Origin of the sequence: Acinetobacter sp. T_3_1, assembly GCF_025377055.1 — a bacterium.
GTDB lineage: Bacteria > Pseudomonadota > Gammaproteobacteria > Pseudomonadales > Moraxellaceae > Acinetobacter > Acinetobacter kookii.
Map to the genome: position 1 here is coordinate 1 of NZ_JACHVD010000025.1, position 24617 is coordinate 24617.

The window sequence follows — 24617 nt, forward strand, 5'->3', positions numbered from 1 at the left end:
AATAAGACCAAACGCAAAGTCATAACAGTTGTGCTGGCGACCATAGCAAGAGTGAACCACCTGATCCCTTCCCGAACTCAGAAGTGAAACCTCTTAGCGCTGATGGTAGTGTGGGATTACCCATGTGAGAGTAAGTCATCGCCAGCTCATTATTCGAAAGCCCCCTCTAATGAGGGGGCTTTTTTTGTGCGGGAATTATTAGGTAATATTAACACTGCAAAAAGCCTACTAAAGCTTCTTGCAGTGAACTGTAAGCAGGATTGATTGATAGTCTTATCAAAAAATATTAAAGATATTTATTAAATATTAAACTTTTATACTCACTTTAATTGTCTTCGGGCATGTTTTAAAGCGCTTCTTAGGCCTTCTTCTAATGTCGGATGATAGAACGGCTTATCTAAAATTTCATCCACGGTTAAATTCTCAGAAATCATCCATGCTAGTAAATGAGCCATATGTTCTGCAGCTTCGACAAATAATTCTGCCCCTAATACTTTGCGTGAAGATTGATGGATATACACTTCGAGCGCACCACTGTTTTTAGCGAGTGCTAAAGCCCGGCCTTGTTTTTCATACGAAACCATACCTGTAACGAATTCAATTTTTGCATCGCTGAGTTGTTTGAAACTTTGCCCTACGGTTGCCATTTCTGGTGCGCTAAATACGATTGCTAAAGGTGTAAGTGTCTTTAAGTTTTTAATTTCAGGATATTTTAAACAGTTATTTACAGCTTGACGTCCCTCATGTGCTGCTTCATGTTGAATAGGCGTGTTGCTATGTGCATCACCGACAATGAAAATAGGGTAATCTCCAAGCTGTTTGGTTGTATCGTGAACAGGAAGTTTTTTAAGATCAGTATATGAGTGATGGATATTGTTTAATTGCAGCGTATCTAAATAACTTTTTCGGCCTGTTGCAACCAGGAGATATTCCACATCAAGTTGTTGGGCTTGATTATTTTCCTGGAAGTTAATTGTAACTCCTTGCGTATTAAGCTGAACTGCAGTTGGTAATGTTTCGAATTTAATATTTAAATTTTTACTGATTTCATCTTGCGCTAATTTTTGCAAAGCTGAGCTGCTTAAGGCGCCAACTTTACGGCTACGTGCAAAAACAGTGGTCTTGACCCCTAATCTTTGCATGGCTTGTGCAAGTTCGATAGCGATGACTCCGCTACCAATCACGGCCAATGACTGAGGTAATTTTTCTAGTTCAAAAATTTGATCTGAAGTGATGAGCCGGTCACCGAGCTGTTCTTTCCACTGGAGATCAAAGGTTGGAGTAGAACCTACAGCGATAATAAAACTTTTAGCCTGATATTTCTGACCATTCACAGTAATTGTATTTTCATTAGTGAACTGTGCCTGTCCTGATATTTTATGTTTTGCTGTCCAGCTATTTACATCTTTGAGTATCGCATTTGTAAAATGATCTCTAAGCATTCGCACATGTTGCATGACCTGCGATGTATCAATTTTTGAGGTGACAGATAGACCTACTTTCTCCGCAGTTTCGATATCATTCATACGATTTGCAGCAGAAATAAGCACTTTACTTGGCATACAGCCGACACGGGCACAGGTTGTATCCCATGATCCATCATTAACAATAAGGAGGTTTTGGGTGTGTTTAATGGCTTCTTTATAAGCAGCAATACCTGCTGTACCTGCACCGATAATAATAATGTCGTACATATAAGGACCAATTTTAGAGAATGTTGTTTTAACTATATAAAAAAGCCCTCATGACTGAGGGCTTTATATCAATAAATTACATTAATATTTAATATTACTTGGAGATGTGAAAGTGGTTACAATGCCAGAACTTGTATGAGTAGATGTTCCTTCATACGTAATTTCATTAATGATATGTTTAAAGTTCAATACTGAATTGATTGCCGATTGTTTGAAGTTAAAAATGTTTGGGCCTTCTAAAAAAATACTACCTGTATATTCTTTGTCATTTAAGGATGGTGTAGTGTGTTGTATACGTGTACCTGAAATTGATACGCTCGGCAGATTCAATGTTTCAATACCATTTAGTATTTTATAGGTGCTTGGTGCAACACCCAGTTTAGAGTCAATACGGAAGTTTAAAGGCTCAGCGAAAGCTACATTGGTATTATCATTAATTAATGTATTGAAACCAGAACCAGCTTCAGTTACGTAGTACTCGCTGTTATCGGCTGTGGGAACTTTATAAATGCTCAATGCACCCATGACTGTTCCAGTAGTTGCGCCTGGTTTGGTAACAGTTATTTTAAAATCGCTAGTAGCTTCATTGATTAGGATAAAGCGTTTTTGTAGTCCTTGTGCTTGTTGGAAAGGATGCGAGAATGCACCTGCAATTGTAATGTCTTGTAAGTTTTTTTGAGGATGTTCATTTTCAAATACTAATAGGTAAGTTTCACCATAGTAACTTTCTAGATTTGGTGTGATGTCAGCAGATTTTAAGCGAATATTTGCTAAATCATCTCCTAGAGTTTGATCATTTTGATTGTCCACTTTCCCATCATCTATAACGAAATCCCAAGAATCATATTTTGATCCTAGTAATTTGTTAATTTCATCCCCTATAAAAACATAACAAGCACGATAATCACTTTTACTTTCATCGAAACACTTCGCTTTACGGTTTGTTGTTTGATAAGCTGTAAAGTCAACATTTCTAATATCTTGTGAAATTTTTAAAATACTTTGTGCATAGGCATCGATGGCATGGTCTACATAACCTTTTTGTTCAGGATTTGATTGTCCAAATAATGAAGCAGCTTCTACTTTCAAAGAGTTAAAAATAGTCTGTACATCCGTGGTGGATGTTGTATTGTCTGGTGCAGAGGGAAGAGTATTACTTTTACTATCATTATTATAATAACCCTCACTTCCGCCACCACCACAAGCAACTAATAGGCCTGTCAAAGCTATTGTTAAAGTTGTTTTAATGAATTTCATGTTTACCCCGAAAATAATTATATGAAAAAACTAAATTTATAATTTTTAGAGCTTATCACACATAAAAAATGGCGCAAATAGCACCATTTATATTATTTTTATAAAATCAAATGGAAGTTCCTACACTTACCCCAACCGTAGGTCGAACATTCATAGAGCTACATCCCACAATGACACATGAAATAAGAAGTAGAAGAATAATTTTATTCATAGAACAGTCCTAATTTTTACTTTATTAAATGATAGGCAAGAGCATGTGCCACTTTGTTCTATCATTAATATATGTTTTGTAAGCCATGATCATATTCGGCAAATTCAACTCCCGTCTATTTTAAAAATTTTACCATCGATAATGGAGGAGTAAATAATGCTGCAATTGTTCAACCATAGGGGTTAATGGGGGAATGAAGCCAGATAGCCTTATCACTCATCAGGCGGATGTGAAGTGAGAGACTTAAAAATTCAAAATTTATATGTTGTCATTTGACCTCCTAATACCGCCAGAAAAGCTTAACCTATAGAGTGAATCAACAGGTTATACAAACAGCGCGGTATTAAAGGTCAAAATGAAATTAAAAAAGCACGATCAACAACGTGCTTAATCATCTAATAAATCCATTTGTTTTGCGAGTTGATATAAATTATTTGAACGATTGCCAGTGCGGCAGAACATGAGTACAGGTTTTGGAAGTTCATTGTAGTGGTTGGCAAATGTACGCACATCAACTTCAGTAATTTGACCTGCAACGACGGGTTGAAAAACATAGTCTAAGCCCGCATTGCGTGCAGCCTCTTCAATTTGTGCGCTTGTAGGCTGCTCTGGACCACCTTCCATATCCGGACGGTTGTTGATAATCGATTTAAAACCTTTTTCAACAACTTGCGTTACCTGTTCTGGGCTAATTTGACCTGCAAAGCCGACATTTTCGCTCATTTTGTCACTCCATAATTTGCTCAATAGATATATGCTTTATGATAGCATTAAGCTGAAACTTGAGTTTAATCAGTTGAAATTTTTATAAGCGATTATAATCATAAAATAACGCACTGGAGCGCGTATGCATTCCTATACGGTTGAACCCTTATATGTAAATAGTGGGCAAGAGGTCATTGCTGCGGATTTTTATCGTCCCAAAACCGAACATAAACCGGCTGTGATTATTATGGCACATGGTTTGGCTGCTTTACGTCAATTTAAACTGGTTCAATATGCCAAGCGTTTTGCCCAGGCGGGTTATGCCGTTGTACTGTTTGATTATCGTTATTGGGGGGGGAGTACCGGCCGTCCACGTGAACTGGTCTCGATTCAATCACAATTGGAAGATTGGCGAACCATGATTGCGCATATTGTGGCGCGGAAATCGATTGATTCACGGCGTATCGTACTTTGGGGAACCTCTTTAAGTGGTGGCTATGCCTTAAATTTAGCGGCAGAATTAAAAAATGTCCAAGCGGTGATGGTGCAAGTGCCATTTGTCGATGGTACGGAAAGTGCCAAGCTTTATCCTTTGCAACAATTGCCTAAGGCACTCAAAATATCGAGTCAGGATTATATGGGCGCGAAAGTGGGGATGTCTCCGAAAACATTGCCCGTTGTGAGCAAAAAGGGTTTATGCTTTATGCCTACGGCAGATAGTTATGAGGGATATCTATCCATTGTTAATCCTGATTATTACTGGAGTGGCGAGATTCCTGCACGCGTCTTTTTCAACCTGATCCGTTATCGTCCTATTCAGGATGTGCGTAAAATCAGTGTGCCTGTTTTATTTATTGCCTCTAAACAGGATAGTCTGATTCCAATTGAATCTAGCCGTGAAACAGCGACCAATATCGCACCTTATGTACAATACCATGAATGGGATATGCAACACTTTGATATCTATCATGGCCAATGGTTTGAAAAAGCCATATCAACGCAATTAGAATTTTTACACCAATATATTGGAGTGAGCTAAATGATTATTGTATGTCCTGCATGTGGTGCCAGAAACCGAGTACCGGAAGATAAACTGGAAGCAAATCCAAACTGTGGTCAGTGTCAACATGCGCTTATTCCTCTAGCTCCCATAGAGTTGAATGAGCATAATTTTAGTAACTTCGTTACCCATAGTGAATTGCCTATACTGATTGACTTATGGGCGGAATGGTGCGGTCCTTGCAAGATGATGGCCCCTCATTTTGAACAAGTGGCAAAACAAAACCCGAAAGTGATTTTTGCCAAAATTAATACCGAAGAATCACCTCGACTCAGTGGTGCATTTAATGTGCGTAGTATTCCCACTTTGGTTTTGATGAATAAAACCAATGAAATTGCTAGAATAAGCGGTGCGCTACGATCCACAGAGCTACAGCAGTGGCTGGATCAACATTTAAATGCCAATACTGGGAGTTAACGTGTCAGATACTCATGTAAAACCGGAAGGAACGCTTTCCCTTCAAACAATTGCAATGCCAGCAGATACCAACTGGAGTGGTGATGTCTTTGGTGGATGGATCGTTTCACAAATGGATTTGGCAGGTGCAATTCATGCAGAGCGTTTTAGTAAAGGACGCTGTGCAACCATTTCAATTAATCAGATGACTTTTTTGGTTCCCGTCAAAGTCGGCGATGTGATTAGCTGTTATACCAAAATTTTAAAAGTGGGTAATACCTCCATTCAAATGCAAATTGAAGTGTGGGACAGTCATGACAGTTCGCGTGAACCTACTCGTGTAACCGAAGGCGTGTTTACCTTTGTCGCTGTGGATGTAAAAGGGGCCAAGCGTCAGATACCGGATGAGGTCAAACAAAAATTTTTAGCTTCGCAGCAAGAGAAATAATTCCAAGAGTAAAAAAGCCCAATCCTGATTGGGCTTTTTTTATCAGTTTAATTTTTTAGCTGGTATTGGTAGAACTAAAAAACAAATTAGTTTTTTAATTGTGACTTGGACACCCAGGCCCAGAGCATTTCACATTGAACAGGCTCTTCACCTGATTCATCCGTCACCTGAACGCTTACCAGCGTTTCACCTTTCTCGGTGCTTTGCATGAGCTTTTGCTGCTCATCTGTCAAGGTGGCGGTTGCAATCATTGCACCTTTGGATGGACGTTTGAAATCAACTTTTAAGCTTTTAATTAATACAATACAGGAGTCTGGAACATTCATTCCAGTGACAAAACCGGTGGCAGTTTCGGCAATCAGTGCCATGGCGCAGGCATGAACCTGGCCAATATGGTTTTGCATGGCCCGATGGTTTTCAATCTTGACCACCACTTTGCAGTGGCTGACTTCCAGATAACGAATATGGGCACTGCCCACCATCGGCACGACCCGACCAAACACTTTGCTCCACAGTTTATTGCGGATGCCCTGAGGTAATTTAGCCGTTGCTTTTACCAGTTTCGATAAGCGATTGGTCGGTGTCATGGAATTCCTCGACGTGTGACGGCAGCAATGCCTTAGTCTTTAAAGTTGTTAAACTGCAAAGGCACACCAAATTGCTGTTCTTTTAAAAAAGCCATCACTTGTTGCAAAGTGTCGCGCTTTTTATCCGTTACACGAATTTTGTCGCCCTGAATAGATGATTGCACCTTGATGCCGCTTTCTTTAATGGCTTTATTAATTTTTTTTGCGGTATCCGAGTCAAGACCATCTTTCAGCTTGATTACTTGAATGACATTTTTGCCAGAAGCAGTCATTTTTTGCGGATCAAGCGCCTGAATATCCACTTTACGTTTGAAGAAATGATTTTCCAGCATGCTGTAGACTTGTTCACATTGGAAATCGCTTTCAGTACTGATTTTGATTTCTTTGTTTTTTTCATTCAGTTCAATAGAAACGTCTTGTCCGCGGAAGTCAAAACGGGTTGCAATTTCTTTTTGCGTGTTTTGAACAGCATGATTTACTTCAAAAATTTCTAATTCAGATACAATATCGAAAGAAGGCATGGTTTAGACCTTTACAAATGGAAAGAATATCTGAGATGCTAGGGATGTTTTCTTCATTTGCCAAGTGTTGTTTACATCAAAGGAGTGCGCAATGATCCGTAAACAAGAAATTACAACATTTGAGTTCCCAGAAAATGCAATTATCTGGGATGTTCGTGATACAAAAGCCTTTGCTGAAGGTCATGTAAAAGGTGCTGTGAACCAGCCCATCGATAACCTAAATGCAAATAGCTTAACTCAGGTGGAGTCGGATCAGCCTATTTACATTTTATGCGGTGGTGGTAGTAAGGCTCCCCGTGCTGCTGAAAAGTTGGAAAACTTGGATAGTTCACGTGAGTATGTGGTATTGATGGGTGGTACCCGTGCTGCACGTGATGCAGGCCTCCCTTTAGAGCAGGGTGCGTAAGGAAAAAAGCGCCGGAAGGCGCTTTTTTATTGGCAGACAGAAAACTCCATTTCCCTCGGCGGCAGATAAGAATCTTTAGAATATTTGCTGAGTTTGTAAAGGGTGGGGCAGAAAATTTAAAATCTCCCGCTTTGGTAGCGGTGCTATTCACCTTTTGATAAAGGATGAGGATTTTTAAAATAAGGTTTCTTCGCTTTTACTTTCTTTTCAAAACGTCTGGCACTCAGTTTACGCACTAAACTCGATGAAACAGGGCAGGCTTCGCCCAACACCTGTGCAGCTAAAACTTCACTGCAAAGCGGTGCAAATAAAAACCCTTTCGAACCCAGACCCGTCAATGCATAAATCTGCTGATCTTGTTGTACCTGACTCACGACCGGAAAATAATCCTGAGTTTGGGCGCGTACTGAAGCACGACCCTGCCAGCTTTCCACCGGTGCTAAAGTTTTGGCATATTCAGGAAAAACACTGTGGATCAGTTCATAGTTATGCACATGATCTTCCAGTAGGACTTCCTCATCATCACGATTCGGGTAAAACGATGCACCTAAAACAAGCTGATCTGCATTGAGCTGCATGCAATAGCCGCCATAGCTATAGGCCTGATGGGCATCTAAAGGCTGTACGGAGTTGTCTACCCAGCTGACTTGTCCACGAATCGGCTTTAATACAGGAAATTGTGCAAAGAAGTTTTGACTATTGCGTGCAGCGCAAACAATCACATGATCAAATTCACCCAATAATTGCCCAGTAGTAGAGAGCACCTTCATCAAGGTGGCTTGCTTGATCTCGGACACTTCTGCTTGCTGATACTGAATCAGGGGATGTTCTAGGATTTGATCTCGTAATTGATGCGGAGAAACAGCCCCTGCCTGCAATAAATTAAGATTGGAGAATTCAGTATTTAGAGTACAATCTGTGGTGGATTCTGCTTGAAGAATTCCTTCAGGATACTGTTGTGCCAGTCCCAGTAACTCATCGGCATTTTTCAGTGCTAACTGACTGACCTGAATTGGGCGGAAAGCTGCAAAGGTTGCATAATGATTTAATGCATGTTGCCAGGCTAAAGTCATTAAATGGTTTGGACTTTGTTCAATCGGACACAGTTTCGGGTTCAGTAAGGCCAAAGGATTGCCAGAGCCGCCGGAAAGAGGGGCTGTCTGGTCATAGACCATCACCTGATGGCCACGCTGAGCAAATGCCCAGGCACAGCTTAAACCTGCGATTCCTGCGCCAATAATCGCAATCTGGCGCTGTTTAAAGATCGCAGTATTTAGCTTGATTTTTTTTTGAGTGGAGTCTAAATCTTCCGAGGTTTCAATCTGATCTTCAGGTGCATTCCAGATGGCTTTAAGCATTTCCCGTTTATGTCCAAAACCGCGCGGACGTGTAATAGAAATGCCGTGATTTTTTAAGCCGCGTTTCAGTACACCCGCTACACTAAATGAAGCGAATGTTGTTCCGAAATCTGATAAACGCACAATGTTGTTGAGAACATTTTCTTCCCACATATCCGGATTACAAGAGGGGGCGAAACCATCTAAAAACCATGCATTGACTGTTGCTGTTTTTTCCATGACGGGAAAAACGTCATGCGCATCGCCTAGCCATAAATCCAGGCTAAAACGTTCATCCGGAAAGGATAAACGGTGACAGCCGGCAATAGGCATTGGATATTGGGCAATTAATTGCTCAGCCAAAGGTTGCAGTTCAGGCCATACGTTTAAAGCACGAATCAGGTCATCTTTTCTTAAGGGAAATTTTTCTACAGAAATGGCATGCAGATGGCTGTGATTGTCCGGGCGAAGCTGTTGCCAAAGCTGCCATAAGGCCAGAATATTTAAGCCGGTGCCAAAACCGGTTTCACCAACACAGAAATATTCAAAATCATTCAGCTTTGCCAGGCGGGTCGATAAATCGTTGCCATTTAAAAATACATGCCGAGTTTCCAGCAAACCATTATCTTTAGAGAAATAAACGTCTCCAAACAGTTTGGAAACGGGAACCTCAATGCCATCGACCTGATGCCAATCCAGATCGGCAGTTTGAATAGGATGGGACAAACCTAAATAACCTTTAAATCAAGCTGTAAAACTAAATGAATCAGTAAATATTGTCATTACCACTGGCGACGACGTTTGGTATACACATAACTGGCAATCAGGAAGCCCAGCAACACGCCGACTGCAATCGTCGCTGCGCCGTATAAAAACATCTGTGCACTACGTTCACTTTGCAACACCTGCACCTGAACGCCCAAACTGTCATTTTTCAATTGCAGTTCCTGGTTTTGTGCCAAGGCATCTAAATTGGCTTTTTCCAGTTGCTGTAAGCGGGTGGCCTGATCTTTAACCAGCGCTTTGACTTTGGCATCTTGCACTGCCTTATTCTTGGCAATTTGTTCTGCGGTCAGCGGTTTGGTTTCCAAAGGTAAACCATTGGCATCCAGCTTGGTAGCAGGAACAGTACCCGGCTTATTTGCAGGTAAGGTTTGTGGGGTGGTCTGTGGTGGAGGTGTTGCAGTCGTCGCTTGAGCAGCAGGGGCTACAGCAGGTGTCGGAGCAGGAGCAGATTCCACCGCCCAAGCTGTTGAACAGATTAAAGAGAAACCCAATAAGCTTGAAACTACAACACGCATGATTTTATCCTTGAGGGAAAGCTTTATTAAAAGGTTTCACATCAATATGACCATATACGCCTTCTTTTAAGAAAGGCTCATCTTGCAGCCATGTATCCAGTGCTTCACGGGTTTCAAAGTCAACAATAATCGTGCTGCCATAAAAACCTGCCTGTGGATTGCCGGGCTCTTTAGGCATTGCACCAGCTACAATTAAACGACCTTCATCATTTAATTTTTGCAGGCGTTCCAAATGCTGTGGACGCGTAGCTAGACGTTTTTCGACTGTACCCTCGTTATCGGTACACGTTACGACGAATAAAGGCATATTCTTTCTCGATCAGTTGACCTGAATTAGGCTTCAGGCGACTTAAAATATTTGCGCAAGACAATAAACTGAACAATGATAAAGGAAAACATCACAATCATGTCACCAAATGCAGTAAATTCGCCCCAATATTTTCCGCCAGCAAATAAAAAAGCGAAAAAAACATGCAGGAAAGACATGAATGCGAACATGCCAGCCCAGGCAAAGTTTAAGTTTTTCCAGCCTTTTGCGGTTAAATTGAAAATAGGACCAAATAAACGCTGAATCAGGGGTTTCTTGTCTTTGGTAAAGTAAGGTGAAAGCAGGAAGGCACCCGCAAAAACAATATTTAAAAGAGCGGCTTTCAAACGGATATAAAAATCATCGCTCAGCATTAAGGTAATGCCACCAAAAATGACTGTCATAAACAGCACAATCCATTGCTGTTTATCCAGGCGGAATTTCTGGCTGACAAATAAGACTCCATACACCACCAGCATTGAGATGATCAGACCTGCGGTAGCCACTAAAATGTGATTATTATCAATACCTCCCGCTGAACCGATCAAATGTAATAGCGGATGTTCGGTATCTTTGGGATCAACAGTTTTATATAAATAAAAGAAAATAATGAGTGGCACAAAGTCTAAAAGTGCTTTCATGTTAGAGTATCTAAATCTGATCAAATAAATGACATAGTATAAGTGATGCAAGGCATAGATTTACATACACATAGTAATATTTCTGATGGAACTTTGTCTCCAGAACAACTTGTGCATGCAGCCGTGGAAAAAGGCATTCATACCCTTGCGCTGACGGACCACGATAGCATGGATGGCTTAAAAATAGCTGAAAATATTGCGCAGGCTTTACCGCTGAATATTATTTCCGGTGTCGAAATCTCCAGCCAATGGTCACGTCCGGCAACGAAAAAAAACTATGCCGTACATGTGGTTGCATTGAATATGCAAAAACCAGAACCGTTACTTGCCTTACTGGAACAACAAAAACAGATTCGGGCGATTCGTGCCAAACAGATCTGTGATTTGCTGGTTCCGCTGATTGGTGAGGATATTTATGCCGATGTGATTACCAAAGTGGAGGGTGTTGCAGACCGGATCACCCGAACCCATATTGCCAAAACCCTGGTAGAAAAAGGTTATGTCAGTCGTCCACAACAGGCTTTTGATAAATATATTAAAGAAGGCAAAAAAGCCTATGTGAAATTTGATGGCCTGGGTTTGGAAGAAACCATTCAGGTCATTCATGAGAGTCAGGGTTTCGCCGTGCTGGCGCATCCGACGAAATATGATTTATCAGCTACTAATATCCGCTATTTGATTGAAATTTTTGCCCAGTTTGGTGGGGATGCTGTGGAGCTTCCGCCAGCGATTGAGCCGGCCTCAACCCGCCAAATGGTCGACCGGATGATTGAACAGTTTGGGCTTAAGGTGTCTGTGGGCAGTGATTTTCATGGTGACAATATGCCATGGATCAAGCTGGGCAACATTCCGCGCGTTAAGGAAGGACAGGTCGGGATTTGGGAGAGTTTTGTTTGACCTCTCCCTTGCGCAGCAGTGCTGCTCATCTCCTAGAAGAAGAGGCGATATCCATTATTAAAATTTAGAAAGGATAAAAGCTCCTTCTCCCTCTGGGATGAGGAATATATTCCGCAAGGGGAAGAGGGTCTAAAGCAAATTATGATCCTGTGCCTGAATCGGTGGTGGGGTTGGTTTACCCAAAGTTCCCAAGAGTTCAATTTCAATGGTGCGCACCATTGAGTCCAGTGGCAAGTCATTGCTTTGCGTGCCGAAAGGTTCTTCAATTTCGGAACTGAGCGCATCCAGACCCAAAAAGGTATAAGCCAAAATACCGACCATTAAAGGCGTCGCCAAACCCAAGGTTGCGCCCAGACTAAACGGCAACATAAAACAGAAAAAATACACGGTACGGTTTAGTAAGACTGAATAGGCAAAAGGCAAAGGTGTGGTGGCAATACGGTCACAACCGGTTTGAACCAGACTCAGTTCAGCCACATGCTGATTCATCTGGGTATAAATAATATCGGAAATTTCACCTTCTTTAAGCGCTTGCATCAATTCCCATTGAATCAGGCTCAAGGTGTATTGCGGTGCATTGGCCTGCTGGTAAAGCTGGGTTACAGCCTGTTGGCTCATGCCGCTGGTTTCTACCAATGCCATAGGATTCGCCGTTTGATGACGCAAACGGTCACGCAGTACGTTGGCAAACACAATCACGTGCTGAATGATGCGTTCACGGCGTCCTTGGCTGAGCATGCGACAGTCGCGGTCAAAATGTCGCGCATTGGCAATCAGCATGCCCCACAGTTTACGGGCTTCCCACCAGCGGTCATAACAGGCGGTGTTTTTAAAGCCGAGAAAAATCGACAGCACCACCCCAATTAAGGTAAAGCCCACCAGGGGCAGTTCCGGAAAATGAAAGTAACCAATATATGACAGACCGCCAATGACTGAGGAGATCAGCATGACCACACCTAAAGGCGGCAAAACCTTGGGCAGGATGGTTCCGCGCCAGGAAAAGAGCAGCTTGAATACACTAGGTTGATCACGAACAATCATGTTATTAGTATCATCAAAATTTTTTGTTGATCTTCAATGTTAGCAGGGCTTTTGTCAATATTTGTTACAACTATTGTTGAGTTGAAATCAGCCCCAGCTCCGCCAGTGAACAGCTTCCTTCTGGTGACACAATACAATGGTCAATCAGCTTGATTTCCAATAATTGACAGGCACTTAGAATACGTTGTGTGAGTTCGACATCGGCACTCGATGGTTGTGGCATCCCCCAAGGATGATTATGCGCAATGACGAGACTGCTGGCATGTTGATTGATGGCATGACGCAGCAGCTGATTTGTAGAAATTTCACACGAATTAAGCGAACCGTAGAACATTTTCTTAAAGCTTATTTTTCTTAAATGTGCATCCAGGCAAAGTACCGCAAAAACTTCCTGCTTTTCACCCAGCAATTCGAATTTCAAAAAATCTAGGAGTATTTTTGAATTGCTTAATTCAATTTTTCCCTGCTGTAAATGGGCGGAAATATAGCGCCGTCCCAATTCCTTCACCGCAATCAGTTGGGCATATTTGCTTGCACCGATGCCATGAAATTGGCTTAAATCTTGAAGTCCGGCATCCAAAATAGGGTTGAGCCCGCCAAAATGCTGCAAGAGCATGCGCGAAAGCTCCACGGCAGAATGTTGCCTGGAGCCGGAACGTAAAAAGATGGCCAGCAGTTCAGCATCTGACAGACTTGCAGCGCCTTGTTGAATCAGCCTTTCACGTGGACGTTCCTGTTCAGGCCAGTGTTTAATCGATAAATTCATTGTTTTTAGACTTTTTTGTTATTAGTAATGATTATTAACCAAGTTGCCGACTTGGGGATGTCTTTATTTAATGCTATTGTGAGCGCCACTGCAACAGAAAGGTAGCCTGTTCGTGAGCTTCGATTTGAGTGTGATTCCAAATAAAAACATTGTTTTAGCGGTAACTGGTGGTATTGCGGCATATAAAAGTGCCATTTTGGTCCGTCGTTTAAAAGATGCAGGCTTTAATGTCCGTGTGGTCATGACGCAGGGGGCACAGGCGTTTATTACTCCGTTGACCTTTCAGGCCCTGTCGGGAAATCCGGTGCACACTGAATTACTCAATCCTGAAGCTGAAGCAGGCATGGGGCATATTGAATTGGCGCGTTGGGCCGACTTACTGCTGGTTGCCCCTGCAACTTGTGACACGCTGGCAAAATTCGCGACAGGTTTGGCAGATGATTTACTCAGTACTTTATATCTGGCGACCAAAGCGCCTGTTTGGGTCGCACCTGCCATGAATCAGCAAATGTGGGCGGCCAAAGCGACGCAGCGCAATTTGAATACACTGGTGGAAGATGGCGTGCATGTGATTATGCCGGATGCCGGTTCACAAGCCTGCGGTGATGTCGGTTTGGGACGTATGCCTGAGCCGGAAGATTTAGCACATCAGGTGACTGAATATTTCCACCGTGCACAGCGTGCGATTGCAGAAAAATTTGGCATGCTGGCCGGCAAACATGTCGTGATTACTGCGGGACCTACGCGTGAAGCGCTGGACCCGGTCCGTTATATTTCCAACCACAGTACCGGGAAGATGGGCTTTTCCTTGGCTGCGGCCTGTTATGCAGCCGGTGCCACAGTCACTTTAATTGCAGGACCGGTCAGTCTGGATACTCCAAATGGTGTACGCCGTATTAATGTGCAGTCTGCCATGCAGATGCTGGAACACAGTATGGAGCAGCTAGATAAAGGCTGTGACATCTTTATTGCCACAGCTGCGGTGGCGGATTACCGCGTCGCAGAAGTAGCCGAGCATAAAATCAAGAAAGCCGGTGATGAGCTGAATGTGGCTTTAATTAAAAACCCGGATATTGTGGCAACCATTGCCCAGCAACAAAAACGTCCATTTATGGTGGGATTTGCCGCTGAAACCCGCAATGTGGAAGAATATGCCGCCGGCAAGCTGGTCGCGAAAAAACTGGATATGATTGCCTGCAATGATGTTTCACGTTCCGACATCGGTTTTGCATCGGACCAAAATGCCATGACGGTATTTTTTGCTGAAAGTTATCAGATGGAAAAACGTGATCTGGAAAAAGCCTCGAAACAGGAAATCGCGCAGCAGCTGGTAGAAGCAATTCATGATGCCTTGCAACAGGAAATAGAGCCAGTTTAAAACACAGGCCATGAATTAAAATGCAACCTGTCCGTTGCATTTTTTATGCTATCTACATTATGTTTAATGCTTAAAGCGCAAATGTTTAGAGCAATTTAACTGTAACAATAAGACTCTCCTGTTTTTGAAACGGATCTTTACAAGGACATCAACATGATTAAAAAAACATTCACCACAGTCATGCTTTCTGCTGCTTTGTCGTTCAGCAGTGTCAGCTTTGCTGGTACGCTTGAACAAAATATGATGACGCTTGGAAAAAACTTTAAAATGTTTAACAAGGCGGATAATCAGAACGATGCATTGCAAGCGCTGGATAATATGAAGGCTGCGGCTTTGGATGCAAAAAAAGTGAAATTAAAAGCCCATAATGCAAAAGCGCCGAGCTCAGATGCCTTATATGATCAGTTGCTGGCAGAGATTGATAAAACCCGGTTATTGGTTCAGGCTGGTCAATTAGAGCAGGCCAAAGTGGAAGGTAAAAAAATTGCTGCGGTTAAAGATCGAGGACATGCTGCTTATAACCATCACTGATGTGATGCATATTTAGCGTTCCAGGTGAGGCTGGGTGAAAAGTGAGATGAAGCCCATTTACGCTTGTTCGTGACCATTGTGTGAACGGTGTAAATCGTATCCCAGCAAGCCGCATGCAAAATTAAAATAAAAATGCCAGTCCATGGTTAAATGGACTGGCATTTTGTATGGGGATACCGTGCAATTAACTTGAAGCTAGAGAGCTCTGATTTTCTTTTATATATTCTTCAGTGCGTTGCATCGCTTCCTGAATATTGATCAAAGCTGTCTCTACATCTTTTAGGGTTTTGGCATTGCCACCGCTTAAAGCCTGACGCCATTTTCGTGCACCCGGCAAATTCTGGAATAATCCTAAAATATGACGGGTAATAATAGAAAGTGGAGCACCTTCCTCCATCCGTTTGGCAATATACGGCATCATTTGCGCCATAATCTCAAAACGGTCAGGTGCTTCCAGATTCCAGAGTTGTCCAAGTTCAGCCAGTAGATAGGGATTGTGATAAGCCTCGCGGCCAATCATCACCCCATCAACATGTTTTAAATGTTCTTGGGTTTCAGCCAAGGTTTTGATTCCGCCGTTAATCTCAATCAGCAGGTTTGGACGGTCCTGTTTTAAATGGTAAACATCTTCATAACGCAAAGGCGGAACATCGCGGTTTTCTTTCGGTGACAAGCCCTGAAGCAGGGCAATACGTGCATGCACGATAAAATTGTCACAACCTGTTTTGGCTACGGTATCGACAAAATGCAGCATTTCTTCATAAGACTGCATGTCATCAATACCGATCCGGTGTTTGACCGTCACAGGAATATCCACGGCATTGCGCATTTCAGCAATACATTCAGCCACCAGGTCGGGTTCTGCCATTAAGCATGCGCCAATTTTGTTGTTTTGTACGCGGTCACTGGGACAGCCCACATTCAGGTTGACTTCATCATAGCCCCAGTCTTGTGCCATTTTGGTACAGGTCGCAAGATCTTTCGGATTTGAGCCACCAAGTTGCAGAACAATCGGGTGTTCTTCGTTGTTATAGTCCAAATGGCGTGCTGCACCGCCAAAAAGAATGGCACCCGTCGTCACCATTTCGGTATACATAATAATATTCGGATTAAACAGGCGTGCAAAAAAACGGTAGTCACGGGTAGTCCAATCCATCATCGGGGCGACACTGATTCGCGGGGATTGAGTGTTTTCAATGTTTTTGATAATAGTCATTAAAAATCATACCTTTAATCTTTGTTTCGCAACCTGCGCGAATCTGTTTGAACCTGTGTTTAGATGGGTTAATCGGTTTGCATTTACACCAAATTTTACACCATAATCAAAAAAATAGGCCGTGGTGTAAATTATGGGTTAATTACAGCAAGGAAAGGTGCCGATGGTAAAATTAACTATCCTGCTGCGATTAGAATCAATCGAAAAGGCTTTCCTACTTTCTCTGAAAGTAAAACATTTCATTCAAAAAAGATGGCTGAAAACTGGGTTAAGAAAAGAGAAGTCGAAATTCAAGACAATCCTGATATTTTGCTTGGCAAAGAACAGCTCATTGATCTGACCTTATCAGATACCATAGATAAATATTTGGATGAAGTCGGGAGCGAGTACGGAAGAACGAAACGCTATTCTCTGCTCTTAATTAAGAAGCTACCAATCGCGCGCAATATTATCACAAAAATAAAACCAGCCGATATCTCAGAGCATGTTGCGTTACATCAGAATTGTGATGTTAAGTTGGATTTGAAACCAATCGCTATAACTATCTTACATCGTGAGTTACTTCATATATGGGGAATATTATCTCACGGCTAGGTCATGTAGGAGGTGAATGTTGAATTGGCTAGCTTTGATAAAGTAAATGCATGATTATGAGAAACTAGACAGATCTGATCTAATGGTAAGCGTGACAGAACTACCTGCAACAGCAGAATTGAAGGAGTTCTTATTGAATACAGATATATTGAAGTAAATTGTGTCCGTGAAATAGAAAAGTTTGATTCATTAACTTCAAAGAATCATAGGTCATTCTTGCTATTGGAATATTTTCCTGAAATAAATTAATAGAATTAAGGAAGTTGAGGATAGGGGTTGATACAATTGTATTTGTGTAACAGGGCTAATTAAAGTTGGTGCATATACACAATTAAGCTAGTTACTAGCCTGAAAGAATTCGATTCTATAATAAAGCATGGTATTATTCATCCTCAAAAATATATTTTTAAAAAATAAAGTGCTGGCTAATAAATTCACAGTAATTTAGTTGACAAAATGAAAATGGAGTATTGTTGTTGAATCCGCATGCAAGTCCTTCCAGTTCACTCTTGGCTTTGATTAGAACTGTTATTATCAATAAAAATCTTATTTGGAGTTTAATTAAACGAGAGGTTGTTGCGCGCTATCGTGGATCAATATTTGGGCTGCTTTGGTCTTTTTTTAACCCCATTTTAATGTTAGTTGTTTATACATTTGTTTTTAGTGTCGTATTTAAAGCAAAATGGTTGGGTGGCTCGGATTCTAAAACAGAGTTTGCTTTAATATTATTTTCCGGGTTAATGATATTTAACCTTTTTGCAGAATGCATTAATCGTTCTCCAAACTTAATATTAAGTAATGTGAATTATGTTAAAAAAGTTATTTTTCCTCTCGAAGTTCTCCCCATAGTAGCTTTAGGTTCTGCAATTTTTCATTTTTTAATTAGTTTTTTTGTATGGATTATTTTTTATATCATATTTATGGGTATTCCTCACATTGAAATATTCTTATTTCCATTTGTTTTATTACCTTTAATAATGTTGGTTTTAGGATTTTCTTGGTTACTTGCCTCAATAGGGGTTTTTTTGAGGGATGTATCACAAATTGTAGGAGTTTTCACCACCCTGCTAATGTTTTTAACAACAATTTTTTACCCAATAACGGCTCTACCTGAAGCATACCAGTCTTTAATGCAGTTAAATCCATTAACATTAATAATTGAACAAGCACGTGATGTCCTAATTTGGGGTAAAGGAATTAACTGGATTGAGTGGTTAATCCAAGTTGTCTGGACTAGTATGTTTGCTTGGTCAGGTTTTTTATGGTTTCAAAAAACCCGTAGGGGATTTGCTGATGTTATCTAATTATGCCATTCGAGTAACCGATTTAAGTAAATGTTATAACATTTATGAAAAGCCACAAGATCGACTCTTTCAAATGCTAAGTTTTGGAAATAAAAAAAAGCCTCGCCAATTTTGGGCATTAAAAAATATAACATTTTCTATAAATCGAGGCGAAACTGTAGGAATTATAGGTCGTAATGGTAGTGGAAAATCCACTTTACTCCAAATGATCTGCGGTACAGTGACTCCTACAACTGGTCGTATTGACACAAATGGCCGTGTAGTGGCTTTGCTTGAGTTAGGAGCTGGCTTTAATCCAGAATTCACAGGGTACGAAAATGTCCTTTTAAATGCGGCTATTTTGGGATTTCCTAAAGAAACAATAGAACAAAGAATGGGTGAAGTGCTTGAATTTTCAGAGCTTGGCGATTTCTTAGGCCAACCTGTTAAAACTTACTCTAGTGGCATGTATGCTCGGCTCGCATTCTCAATTGCCATTCATGTCGATCCTGAAATTCTCATTATTGATGAAGCACTATCTGTAGGCGATGCCCGTTTCGTAGCCAAGTGTATGAAACGCATTAAAGAAATCCAAGAACGTGGCACGACTATTTTATTTGTTAGTCATGATGTGGGTGTAGTTCGGACACTTTGTGATAGAGCAATATGGCTTGATAAAGGAACGCTTGTTGAGGATGGAGAAGTTTTTCCGGTTACAGGTAAGTATATGGAATATATGTTTCAAGATGAACTATCCGAGGAACAGGGGCTACATCAAAATATTAAAAAAAATATAGCAAATCAGACGGTGATTGACTCTTTAGAACAGAATGATCAGCAAACTCTACAAAACCATCATGCTTTGGATGCTCGTCCTGTTACCCATTGGGGGGCACGTAAGGGATTAATTCTTGGAGCATCAGTATGTAATAAACATGGTGCTAGAAGTGATGTTATTGCTTGGGGGGAGCCTATAGAAATTGTGGTGCAGGTACATGTGCCTTCGGATATTCCTCGCAAGCATTTAAGCATCGCCTGTTCAATTAAAGATCTTAAAGGGACTGATTTAATTGTTTCAACAACACATGACAGTGGCGATATTCAACTTCTTGAGCAAGAAGAATTTAGTATACGTTTTCGTATGATAAATCCGTTAGTGACGGGAAAATATCTCTTGGTGGTGGCCGTGGAAAATCGTGCCGATTTAGATATCCACTACTATGAATATCTTGAGGGTGCTCACTATTTTTCATCTTTGTCTGAGCAGCGTTTTTTTGGAATTTTTCAGCCGGCGATTGAGCAGACAGTACAGGTTTTATAATAAATGTTATCTACTATTAATTCAGATACTTATTGGGATAAACGATTTACCGAAGATTGGGAGGTTTATGAAGGACCGCGACAATCTCGCTTTTTTGCTCAACTTGCACTTGAAAATTTGCCAATTTGGTTGATTGAGCAAATTCGGCGAGAATCTCTCAGTGTTGTAGACTGGGGGTGTGCACAAGGGGATGGAACTGATATTTGGGCTAGTTATATAAATTCACAGCAATTATTTGGTGTTGATTTTTCAAAAATAGCGATTGAGCAGGCTAGCCAGCGCTATCCTATGATTAAATTTTTTTGTGAAAACTGGCTTGAACCAGATTCTGAGATTACACCAAGCTATGATGTAGTTTTTTCATCTAACACACTTGAGCATTTCCATAATCCGTTTGAAGTATTGGCAACTTTAAGTACAAAGGCTAAAAAAGCCGTTATTCTTGCGTTGCCATATCGCGAGATTAATCGTATTGCTGAACATTTCTCAACTTTTTTGTCAGAAAATATCCCTTTAGAACTAGACAATGGTTTTCGGCTAGTATGGTCCAAAGTTTTGGATTGTTCACGTATTCCTTCTACACAATGGAGTGGGGATCAAGTTTTTTTAGTCTATGGTGACTCCTCTTGGATTCATTCACTTCAGCTTAGATTAAGTGATTGTGAACTAGAAAAAATTGATTTGAATACAGAGTTTAATATTCTAAAGCAAACTGTGCTTGAACGAGATATACAAATTGCAAGTCTAACACGGGCAGTGAGTGATAGAGATATACAAGTTGCCAGTCTTACGCAAGCAGTGACAGATAGAGATTTACAAGTTGCTAGTCTTACGCAAGCTGTGGCTGATCAGAATATGCAAATAGCAACTCTCAACCAGAAAATATTTCAGCAAAATAATCAAATTCAGATGTTTCAGACATCTCGTTCATGGAGATTGACTCGACCTCTGCGTTTAGTGTATTCGCTTTCCCGTTATATTTGGAGTAAAGATGGGAGATATTTATTATTAAAAGCGATTTACTGGAAATTACCTCAAGCATTACAAGATAAATTAAAAAAGCAAAGATATGCTTTTGCAGCTAAACGCATGCAGCGCAATATGGATATCGCTAGTGATAAATTTTTGAATGATGATACTAACGATTATATTGAATGGGTTGAGAAAGCAAACAAGAACAATAAAGTTGTGATTATTCCTTGTGGGTTTGAATTTGATGAGTTAGTAAATCAAAGGCCAATTAATGCAGCAAAATATTTTGCTGAAAAAGGTTATCAAGTATTATTTATTGCTTGGCAGTGGTCTGCTAAGGATAAATTGTCCAAAGGATGTAAAGAGGTTTTTCCAAATGTATTTCAAGTTCCTCTCTTTGATTTTATAAAGTACGTTAATAAACTCCATCTTTGCCGTGAGCGTTCTCTTTTTCTTGTGACTATGCCTACTCCTAATTTGGTGGGGCTTGTTCCCATTTTAAGAGAAAAGGGATTCGCTATTATTTATGACATTATGGATGAATGGGAGGCATTCTGTGAAGTAGGGCAAGCTCCCTGGTTTAAGAAATCTGTAGAAGAAAGTCTTATATTGCAGTCTGATTTTGTTTGTGCGGTATCTCCTCCTTTACGAAACAAATTTTCCCATATTCGTTCGGATATTAAAATAATTGGGAATGGTTTTACTCCTGAAGTGCTTGGTGTAGAGAATCAAGGAATAGCGAGGAATCGAGAAGATGGAGGTCCTATAATTGGATATTTCGGACATCTCACTGATGCTTGGTTTGATTGGAAGCTTATACTGCAGCTTGCGAAGAGCTATCCTCATATTAAGTTTGAGATTATTGGTTATGGCGAGCCAGAATGGGTTAGAAAAGAAATTACAGCTTTATCCAACATTCATCTTTTAGGTAAGGTATTACCAAAAGATTTACATAGGCAAGTTTCCAATTGGTCTATTGGGATAATTCCTTTTATGGAAGGAATCTTAGCAGAAGCTGTAGATCCTATTAAGATATATGAATATTTGTACTTTGGACTGCCTGTTGTTGTAACGGGTATCCGACATTTGAAAAGCTATCCTATGACATATTTTGCAGAAAGCGAAGATGTTGAAGACATTATTGAGAAGGCACTTAATGACGACTATGACACAGAAGATATTAATAATTTTTTGCAGCAGGTAACTTGGCGAGCGCGATTTGAGACGCTGATAAATGAAATAAATAAAAATAATGGTATATGGGATTTATATGCAAATTAGAATATGTTTTGTTTATCCTTGGGCGACTTTTGGTGGCTGTGAGAGAGTGCTAATTAATCGTGCACTAGCTTTTAGACAATATTTTCCAGAGATTTTAATAGACTTTTATTTTATGCATGATGCAGGAGGGGGGCAGGCATTTCGTTTAGCGCTGAAAAAATATGGACTTGAAGACACCACATCAATTGTAACTTCACTTGATAGAAACTATGATTTAGTTTCTTTAATCGATTGCCCACAAGCAATAGAATTATGTGAAAATCGTTCTCAACGTTATATCGTTGAATGTCACACTGGATATCAAGATAATCGGGAATATCTTCAAAAATTATCGTCTAGTTGCGAGCAAGTTGTCGTCCCTTCATTATCATTTAAGACACTGATTGAAAATGAATTTTTATCTTTACCCACTTCAGTGTCTTTACTGAGAAATTTTGTTCCTTGGGGGATCGATTCTTTTGAATTGTCACAAAAAATTTCTCTTCCAGCATGGAAGCGTAAGCCTATTCTTTTCTTTGGCCGTCTAGATCGTTTAAAAGACCCCTTATCTATATTAGATGCCTTCCAAATTTTGGAGAGTCGACGAAAAGGAGAGTTTATGCTTTTGATCTGCGGTCCCAAAAACCCTGAAATTAATATCGAAAAAGAATTGTTAATGCGTTCCCTTGATAGTATTTCTTTAGTATTACCTCCTGTTTCATTTACCTCCTCTAGAGCTTTATTGAATGCTGTTGCTGATTCAGGTGGAATATTTGTTTCCCCCTCTCAAAGTGAATCTTTTGGCCTTTCGGCTGCAGAAGCAATATCTTCAATTATTCCTGTCGCTTTGTCGGATATTAAAGCACACGTAGATTTAGTTTCTGGTCATGAGTCTATGCTTACTTATCCACTCGGTGATACTGAAAAGTTCGCTAAGTGTATAGAAAATTTATTTGATCATTATGACGTGGCGCGTAAAGCGGTAACCTCAGTACGAAATAGCTTTTCTACAGAGATATTTCTTGAGGATTGGAAAAAACTCATGAAAAAACTTGGAATTACTATATGAAAAAAATTCTTTGCGTTGTAGGTACCCGCCCTGAAGCCATTAAAATGGCACCAGTCATTCTGGCACTAAAATCTGAACCATGGGCTGAGGTTCGAGTGTTAGCAACGGCTCAACATCGACAAATGCTTGATCAAGTCAACCAATTTTTTGGTATAGAACCCGATATTGATCTTGATATTATGCGTCCCAATCAAGCACTAACCACCTTGACAGCAAGATTATTATTAGACTTGGATGATGTTTTACAAAGTGAAAAACCTGATGCTGTTTTAGTACAGGGTGATACGACTACAGTTATGACTGTAGCTCTGGCATGTTTTTATCATCGTATTCCGATAGGACATGTTGAAGCAGGATTAAGAACTTGGGATATGCAGAATCCGTTCCCTGAGGAGGCTAACCGAGTTATTGCTGGAAAATTAGCACGTTGGCATTTTGCACCGACTGAAGGTTCTCGGCAGAATTTGCTAAAAGAAGGAATTGCAGATGCTGATATCGTGGTCACAGGTAATACGGTAATTGATGCATTGTTGATGAGTGCTGCCAAAGATTTAGAGCTACCCATTGATATAGAAGCGGATAAGCGTCTGGTATTGGTAACTTCGCATCGCAGGGAAAATTTTGGAGAACCATTCCGAAATATTTGTAAAGCATTACGTACTTTAGCAAAGAATAATTCAGATATTCAATTTCTTTACCCAGTACATCCAAATCCAAATGTTAAAGATGTGGCTCATGAATTTCTAGCAGAATTACCTAATGTCATTCTATGTGAACCTTTGGATTATGCACCCTTTATTGCTGTAATGAAACGAGCATATTTGATTTTAACAGATTCTGGAGGGGTGCAAGAAGAAGCTCCTGCATTAGGTAAGCCAGTACTTGTGCTACGTGATGAAACAGAACGTCCAGAAGCAGTAGAGCAGGGTGTAGTGAAATTAGTGGGGTCAAATTGCGAACGAATTATTGAAGAAGCTCAGCGATTACTTGATGATGAGTCAGCTTATAAGGTGATGGCTCGTGGTGTTTCTCCGTATGGTGATGGTCATGCATCTGAGCGAATAGTTCAAATTCTTAGAGAATATTTTGATGCTATTTAAATATTGTTAGTTCGTGCGAAGAAGTATCCATAGAATATTTTCAAAAGTGGGTTTTAGCAAGGAAGTCAGCTGAATCATCACTTTTTCTAAACATTGCAATATTCAATAGTGTCCACATAAAGTGGACACTTATTTATCGATATAAGATGGAATAATGTATATTTATTAGTATCTTAGATTCTCAAATGAAGTGCAACAGAGATTAAATTATTGGAAGGAAGCAAGATGAGCTAGCATTTTGCTTCCGACCGACCAAAGTCAAAGTTGCATCATGAACTACACTCATCTTACCCAAGAAGAAAGATATCAGATTTATAC

24 protein-coding genes, 1 rRNA gene and 1 pseudogene are annotated in these 24617 nt (G+C 40.5%); 14 read left to right on the forward strand and 12 right to left on the reverse strand.

The features are described from left to right. Window positions 1–32 precede the first annotated feature (32 nt). A 5S ribosomal RNA gene (gene rrf, locus H4I94_RS14990) occupies window positions 33–147 on the forward strand. Window positions 148–320: 173 nt separating this feature from the next. Here rrf and H4I94_RS14995 read toward each other — a convergent pair. The 3 genes from H4I94_RS14995 to H4I94_RS15005 all read right to left on the reverse strand — a co-directional run bounded on the left by H4I94_RS14995 (window position 321) and on the right by H4I94_RS15005 (window position 3885). Next, window positions 321–1694, reverse strand: a complete 1374-nt coding sequence (locus tag H4I94_RS14995) for a dihydrolipoyl dehydrogenase (protein ID WP_261183613.1) — start codon at window positions 1692–1694, stop codon at window positions 321–323. Window positions 1695–1775: 81 nt separating this feature from the next. Continuing rightward, window positions 1776–2951, reverse strand: coding sequence for a hypothetical protein (locus H4I94_RS15000; RefSeq protein WP_261183614.1), 1176 nt, complete (start codon window positions 2949–2951; stop codon window positions 1776–1778). A gap of 598 nt (window positions 2952–3549) precedes the next feature. After that, entirely contained in the window at window positions 3550–3885 is a 336-nt protein-coding gene (locus H4I94_RS15005) for a TIGR01244 family sulfur transferase (protein WP_131274397.1), read from the reverse strand. Between the two features lie 124 nt (window positions 3886–4009). On the opposite strand from H4I94_RS15005, the gene H4I94_RS15010 reads away from it, so the two are divergent. From H4I94_RS15010 to H4I94_RS15020, 3 genes are read left to right on the forward strand one after another with little or no spacing between them, the layout of a single operon-like run. Then, window positions 4010–4906, forward strand: a complete 897-nt coding sequence (locus tag H4I94_RS15010) for an alpha/beta hydrolase (RefSeq protein ID WP_261183616.1) — start codon at window positions 4010–4012, stop codon at window positions 4904–4906. After that, the gene (trxC, locus tag H4I94_RS15015; RefSeq protein WP_092820258.1) at window positions 4907–5344 is read left to right on the forward strand and encodes a thioredoxin TrxC; all 438 of its coding nucleotides are present in this window, start codon (window positions 4907–4909) and stop codon (window positions 5342–5344) included. Between the two features lie 55 nt (window positions 5345–5399). Beyond that, window positions 5400–5771 (forward strand): acyl-CoA thioesterase, encoded by a 372-nt coding sequence (locus H4I94_RS15020; RefSeq protein WP_409449189.1) that lies wholly within the window; start codon window positions 5400–5402, stop codon window positions 5769–5771. A gap of 86 nt (window positions 5772–5857) precedes the next feature. Here H4I94_RS15020 and H4I94_RS15025 read toward each other — a convergent pair whose 3' ends face one another. Further along, window positions 5858–6358 carry a DUF4442 domain-containing protein gene (locus H4I94_RS15025; protein WP_261183618.1) on the reverse strand — a complete coding sequence of 167 codons (501 nt, stop codon included), beginning with the start codon at window positions 6356–6358 and terminating at the stop codon, window positions 5858–5860. 32 nt (window positions 6359–6390) lie between these two features. Further along, window positions 6391–6879, reverse strand: coding sequence for a YajQ family cyclic di-GMP-binding protein (locus H4I94_RS15030; RefSeq protein ID WP_086195903.1), 489 nt, complete (start codon window positions 6877–6879; stop codon window positions 6391–6393). A 91-nt stretch (window positions 6880–6970) separates the two neighbouring features. Between H4I94_RS15030 and H4I94_RS15035 the strand changes: the two genes are divergently transcribed. Continuing rightward, window positions 6971–7285, forward strand: a complete 315-nt coding sequence (locus H4I94_RS15035) for a rhodanese-like domain-containing protein (RefSeq protein WP_092820261.1) — start codon at window positions 6971–6973, stop codon at window positions 7283–7285. 143 nt (window positions 7286–7428) lie between these two features. On the opposite strand, the gene mnmC is transcribed toward H4I94_RS15035, so the two are convergent. The 4 genes from mnmC to H4I94_RS15055 are packed head-to-tail and all read right to left on the reverse strand — an operon-like array spanning window position 7429 to window position 10871. Continuing rightward, a complete protein-coding gene (gene mnmC, locus H4I94_RS15040) occupies window positions 7429–9348 on the reverse strand; it encodes an FAD-dependent 5-carboxymethylaminomethyl-2-thiouridine(34) oxidoreductase MnmC (protein WP_261183619.1) in 1920 nt (639 codons plus the stop codon). Window positions 9349–9404: 56 nt separating this feature from the next. Continuing rightward, window positions 9405–9923 (reverse strand): hypothetical protein, encoded by a 519-nt coding sequence (locus tag H4I94_RS15045; protein WP_092820262.1) that lies wholly within the window; start codon window positions 9921–9923, stop codon window positions 9405–9407. Window positions 9924–9927: 4 nt separating this feature from the next. Continuing rightward, the gene (locus H4I94_RS15050; protein ID WP_261183620.1) at window positions 9928–10230 is read right to left on the reverse strand and encodes a YciI family protein; all 303 of its coding nucleotides are present in this window, start codon (window positions 10228–10230) and stop codon (window positions 9928–9930) included. A 26-nt stretch (window positions 10231–10256) separates the two neighbouring features. Continuing rightward, complete coding sequence (locus H4I94_RS15055) at window positions 10257–10871, reverse strand: inner membrane-spanning protein YciB (protein ID WP_092820264.1); 615 nt, start codon at window positions 10869–10871, stop codon at window positions 10257–10259. 45 nt (window positions 10872–10916) lie between these two features. Here H4I94_RS15055 and H4I94_RS15060 point away from each other — a divergent pair, with 45 nt between their 5' ends. Further along, window positions 10917–11768 carry a PHP domain-containing protein gene (locus H4I94_RS15060; RefSeq protein WP_092820265.1) on the forward strand — a complete coding sequence of 284 codons (852 nt, stop codon included), beginning with the start codon at window positions 10917–10919 and terminating at the stop codon, window positions 11766–11768. 129 nt (window positions 11769–11897) lie between these two features. On the opposite strand, the gene H4I94_RS15065 is transcribed toward H4I94_RS15060, so the two are convergent. Further along, the gene (locus tag H4I94_RS15065) at window positions 11898–12809 is read right to left on the reverse strand and encodes a bestrophin family protein (RefSeq protein ID WP_092820266.1); all 912 of its coding nucleotides are present in this window, start codon (window positions 12807–12809) and stop codon (window positions 11898–11900) included. A 70-nt stretch (window positions 12810–12879) separates the two neighbouring features. Further along, the gene (gene radC, locus H4I94_RS15070) at window positions 12880–13575 is read right to left on the reverse strand and encodes a RadC family protein (protein ID WP_261183621.1); all 696 of its coding nucleotides are present in this window, start codon (window positions 13573–13575) and stop codon (window positions 12880–12882) included. A 112-nt stretch (window positions 13576–13687) separates the two neighbouring features. Between radC and coaBC the strand changes: the two genes are divergently transcribed. Next, the gene (gene coaBC, locus H4I94_RS15075) at window positions 13688–14953 is read left to right on the forward strand and encodes a bifunctional phosphopantothenoylcysteine decarboxylase/phosphopantothenate--cysteine ligase CoaBC (protein ID WP_261183622.1); all 1266 of its coding nucleotides are present in this window, start codon (window positions 13688–13690) and stop codon (window positions 14951–14953) included. Window positions 14954–15106: 153 nt separating this feature from the next. Further along, window positions 15107–15484, forward strand: coding sequence for a cytochrome b562 (locus H4I94_RS15080; RefSeq protein WP_092820269.1), 378 nt, complete (start codon window positions 15107–15109; stop codon window positions 15482–15484). Between the two features lie 184 nt (window positions 15485–15668). Here H4I94_RS15080 and dusA read toward each other — a convergent pair whose 3' ends face one another. Beyond that, window positions 15669–16700: a tRNA dihydrouridine(20/20a) synthase DusA gene (gene dusA / locus H4I94_RS15085; protein ID WP_092820270.1), complete on the reverse strand. Its 1032-nt coding sequence runs from the start codon at window positions 16698–16700 to the stop codon at window positions 15669–15671. A gap of 114 nt (window positions 16701–16814) precedes the next feature. Between dusA and H4I94_RS15090 the strand changes: the two are divergent. The 6 genes and pseudogenes from H4I94_RS15090 to wecB form a co-directional block, all read left to right on the forward strand. Further along, a pseudogene (locus H4I94_RS15090) lies at window positions 16815–17291 on the forward strand (integrase); the annotation flags it as partial. A gap of 479 nt (window positions 17292–17770) precedes the next feature. Further along, on the forward strand, window positions 17771–18598 hold the full coding sequence (locus H4I94_RS15095) for an ABC transporter permease (RefSeq protein ID WP_092820271.1): 828 nt from the start codon (window positions 17771–17773) through the stop codon (window positions 18596–18598). Then, entirely contained in the window at window positions 18537–19898 is a 1362-nt protein-coding gene (locus H4I94_RS15100) for an ABC transporter ATP-binding protein (RefSeq protein ID WP_261183623.1), read from the forward strand. The genes H4I94_RS15095 and H4I94_RS15100 overlap by 62 nt, the downstream gene beginning before the upstream one ends. 3 nt (window positions 19899–19901) lie before the next feature. After that, a complete protein-coding gene (locus tag H4I94_RS15105) occupies window positions 19902–22151 on the forward strand; it encodes a methyltransferase (RefSeq protein ID WP_261183625.1) in 2250 nt (749 codons plus the stop codon). After that, a complete protein-coding gene (locus H4I94_RS15110) occupies window positions 22141–23199 on the forward strand; it encodes a glycosyltransferase family 4 protein (protein ID WP_092820274.1) in 1059 nt (352 codons plus the stop codon). The genes H4I94_RS15105 and H4I94_RS15110 overlap by 11 nt, the downstream gene beginning before the upstream one ends. Continuing rightward, complete coding sequence (gene wecB, locus H4I94_RS15115) at window positions 23196–24299, forward strand: non-hydrolyzing UDP-N-acetylglucosamine 2-epimerase (protein ID WP_092820275.1); 1104 nt, start codon at window positions 23196–23198, stop codon at window positions 24297–24299. The genes H4I94_RS15110 and wecB overlap by 4 nt, the downstream gene beginning before the upstream one ends. Window positions 24300–24617 lie beyond the last annotated feature (318 nt).

Coding starts and splice junctions, on each gene's coding strand:
- H4I94_RS14995 (WP_261183613.1), bottom strand. CDS start 1,694: ATGTACGACATTATTATTATCGGTGCAGGTACAGCAGGTATTGCTGCT.
- H4I94_RS15000 (WP_261183614.1), bottom strand. CDS start 2,951: ATGAAATTCATTAAAACAACTTTAACAATAGCTTTGACAGGCCTATTA.
- H4I94_RS15005 (WP_131274397.1), bottom strand. CDS start 3,885: ATGAGCGAAAATGTCGGCTTTGCAGGTCAAATTAGCCCAGAACAGGTA.
- H4I94_RS15010 (WP_261183616.1), top strand. CDS start 4,010: ATGCATTCCTATACGGTTGAACCCTTATATGTAAATAGTGGGCAAGAG.
- trxC (WP_092820258.1), top strand. CDS start 4,907: ATGATTATTGTATGTCCTGCATGTGGTGCCAGAAACCGAGTACCGGAA.
- H4I94_RS15020 (WP_409449189.1), top strand. CDS start 5,400: ATGCCAGCAGATACCAACTGGAGTGGTGATGTCTTTGGTGGATGGATC.
- H4I94_RS15025 (WP_261183618.1), bottom strand. CDS start 6,358: ATGACACCGACCAATCGCTTATCGAAACTGGTAAAAGCAACGGCTAAA.
- H4I94_RS15030 (WP_086195903.1), bottom strand. CDS start 6,879: ATGCCTTCTTTCGATATTGTATCTGAATTAGAAATTTTTGAAGTAAAT.
- H4I94_RS15035 (WP_092820261.1), top strand. CDS start 6,971: ATGATCCGTAAACAAGAAATTACAACATTTGAGTTCCCAGAAAATGCA.
- H4I94_RS15045 (WP_092820262.1), bottom strand. CDS start 9,923: ATGCGTGTTGTAGTTTCAAGCTTATTGGGTTTCTCTTTAATCTGTTCA.
- H4I94_RS15050 (WP_261183620.1), bottom strand. CDS start 10,230: ATGCCTTTATTCGTCGTAACGTGTACCGATAACGAGGGTACAGTCGAA.
- H4I94_RS15055 (WP_092820264.1), bottom strand. CDS start 10,871: ATGAAAGCACTTTTAGACTTTGTGCCACTCATTATTTTCTTTTATTTA.
- H4I94_RS15060 (WP_092820265.1), top strand. CDS start 10,917: ATGCAAGGCATAGATTTACATACACATAGTAATATTTCTGATGGAACT.
- H4I94_RS15065 (WP_092820266.1), bottom strand. CDS start 12,809: ATGATTGTTCGTGATCAACCTAGTGTATTCAAGCTGCTCTTTTCCTGG.
- radC (WP_261183621.1), bottom strand. CDS start 13,575: ATGAATTTATCGATTAAACACTGGCCTGAACAGGAACGTCCACGTGAA.
- H4I94_RS15080 (WP_092820269.1), top strand. CDS start 15,107: ATGATTAAAAAAACATTCACCACAGTCATGCTTTCTGCTGCTTTGTCG.
- dusA (WP_092820270.1), bottom strand. CDS start 16,700: ATGACTATTATCAAAAACATTGAAAACACTCAATCCCCGCGAATCAGT.
- H4I94_RS15105 (WP_261183625.1), top strand. CDS start 19,902: ATGTTATCTACTATTAATTCAGATACTTATTGGGATAAACGATTTACC.
- H4I94_RS15110 (WP_092820274.1), top strand. CDS start 22,141: ATGCAAATTAGAATATGTTTTGTTTATCCTTGGGCGACTTTTGGTGGC.
- wecB (WP_092820275.1), top strand. CDS start 23,196: ATGAAAAAAATTCTTTGCGTTGTAGGTACCCGCCCTGAAGCCATTAAA.